The sequence below is a fragment of the Bacillus sp. EKM501B genome (assembly GCF_011800505.1).
Lineage (GTDB): Bacteria > Bacillota > Bacilli > Bacillales > Bacillaceae_G > Bacillus_A > Bacillus_A cereus.
On the sequence record NZ_JAALFZ010000050.1, the window covers coordinates 1 to 2,132 of the forward strand.

A 2,132-nucleotide genomic window follows, 5' to 3' on the forward strand; every position below is an offset into this window, starting at 1 on the left:
ATGAGCGAGCGTACTTATCGACGTGTTAAGGCTAGAGTATTTTATAAACTTGCTTTTGCTCTTAGATTAGAAGTTTACGAGACAGAAGAAACTGGAGGTAATGAATAATGAATTTTGTTCAGCCAATACGTGATCCAGAGCAAATACAGCAGCTTAAAGAGTATTTTAAAGAAAAGTGCTTACGTAATTACATTCTCTTCATTATGGGAATCAATACAGGCCTGAGAATCTCGGACATTTTGAAATTGAAGGTAGGAGATGTCAAAGGTAGTCATATATCTATGCGGGAAAAGAAAACAGGGAAACAGAAACGAATACAAATTACTGCAGCACTGAAAAGAGAACTTAAATGGTTTATTGAAGAAAGAGAAGATAATGAGTATTTATTGCAAAGCAGACAAGGGAAGAATCGTCCAATTGGTCGTAGCATGGCATATAAGATATTAAGCGGAGCAGCGGCAGAGTTTGGATTAGATGAAATCGGAACGCATACCCTAAGAAAGACGTACGGGTACCATATGTACATGCAAACAAAAAACATAGCATTACTCATGGAGATATTCAATCACTCGTCAGAGAAGGTCACGTTACGTTATATAGGTGTAAACCAAGATGCAATGGATAAAGCAATGACTAGATTTAAAATCTAATCATTGTTTATTTTTTTAAAAATCTAGGGGTATCGTAGTATTTTTGAAAAAACACGTTAAAAGTATGCAAGGTTTTATACAGTTTTTTGGCTAATCCAGTAACAAACAATAACCCTAAAATCGCGCTAGGATAGGAATGTATAAAAAATGCATAGATCCATAGAACAAAATAGAAGGTTCCTTTCTGTCGATAATGAGACGTTATGTTAACCAAGCATGTATACGATATTCATAAGGTAACTACTTCCAATTGATTATATAATTAAAGTATAAAATTAGATAAAAAAGGAGTAGGGATATGATAATTGGAGAACTAAAAGAAATTGTAAGACATCCAATAAAATCATTTCGCGGAGAAAATGTTCAACAAACTTACATTGCATCCTATGGTTTATATGGAGATAGAAGCCATGCTTTTTTAGATGAAACAAGACCAGGAAAGTATTTAACCGCAACACAACTTCCTGAAATGATTGGTTATACGGCGAGTTTTATAGGAGAAGAATCTTTGGATACATATCCACCAATCAAAATCGTTTCTCCTGAAGGAAAAATATACAAGTGGGGAGATCAAGAGTTACTTACAGAATTAGAACAAAAATCAGATCGTAAAATTAAAGATATACAATACTCACCCCAGCAAGTACCTCTAGGTGCAATTGAAGAAGAACATATATTAATTGTGACTGATACGTCATTACAAGAAATGAGCACTATGTGGGGACAAGATGTGAACCATAGAAGATTTCGTCCAAACTTGATATTCTCATTATATGAAAATATTCCTTTTGCAGAAGATACATGGTTTGGAAAATGTATACGTATAGGAGAAGTAGAACTAAAAATAGTAAGACACTGTGAACGCTGCATGATTATTACTATTGATCCTAACACATTAACATTGGAAAAAACTCTCTTAAAAACTGTTGTACAAAAAAGAAATAATCATTTTGGAGTCTATGCATCAGTTATAAAACCAGGAAAAGTGAATGTTGGAGATTCTATCGTATTAGAATAACTTCCGATAACGATGCTTAAAATTTTCGTTTGGGGGGAATTAAAAATCTTAGCTTGATGGGCATGTGGCGAGACCCCTAATTGCAAGATAACTAAAAGAAAAAGCCCATAATGCTAAAACTATGATTTTTAACATCTTCTTTTTTATTAAAAGTTAAGCACCCAAAATCCCCTTGAAAAAGTTGTATTCGGAATATTGTAACAAAATAAAAAAAGACCCTACAAGAGGGTCTTTCATCAGCTAATATTAAGCTTTTTGAACATTAGTAGCTTGTAGGCCACGTTGTCCTTTTTCTACTTCAAACGTTACACTTTGTCCTTCGTCTAAAGATTTGAAACCGTCGATTTGGATAGCTGAGAAATGTACGAATACGTCTTCTCCACCTTCACGCTCGATGAATCCAAAACCTTTGTCTGCATTAAACCATTTTACTTTACCTTGTTCCATAATTGTTGCCTCCTAGT

The 2,132-nt window shown here is 34.0% G+C and carries 3 protein-coding genes and 1 pseudogene; 3 read left to right on the forward strand and 1 reads right to left on the reverse strand.

Features of this window, described 5'->3' with window-relative positions; all coding sequences use genetic code 11:
- The 3 genes and pseudogenes from HFD78_RS28915 to HFD78_RS28925 all read left to right on the forward strand — a co-directional run.
- Positions 1-108, forward strand: a pseudogene (locus HFD78_RS28915) (ArpU family phage packaging/lysis transcriptional regulator); the annotation flags it as partial.
- Complete coding sequence (locus HFD78_RS28920) at positions 108-650, forward strand: site-specific integrase (protein WP_001012152.1); 543 nt, start codon at positions 108-110, stop codon at positions 648-650. The pseudogene HFD78_RS28915 and the gene HFD78_RS28920, both read left to right, overlap by 1 nt.
- A 298-nt stretch (positions 651-948) precedes the next feature.
- Entirely contained in the window at positions 949-1,668 is a 720-nt protein-coding gene (locus HFD78_RS28925) for an MOSC domain-containing protein (RefSeq protein WP_000583372.1), read from the forward strand.
- Between the two features lie 246 nt (positions 1,669-1,914).
- Here the strand turns inward: HFD78_RS28925 and HFD78_RS28930 are convergent, their stop codons facing one another.
- Positions 1,915-2,115 carry a cold-shock protein gene (locus HFD78_RS28930; protein WP_000434816.1) on the reverse strand — a complete coding sequence of 67 codons (201 nt, stop codon included), beginning with the start codon at positions 2,113-2,115 and terminating at the stop codon, positions 1,915-1,917.
- Positions 2,116-2,132: the final 17 nt, after the last annotated feature.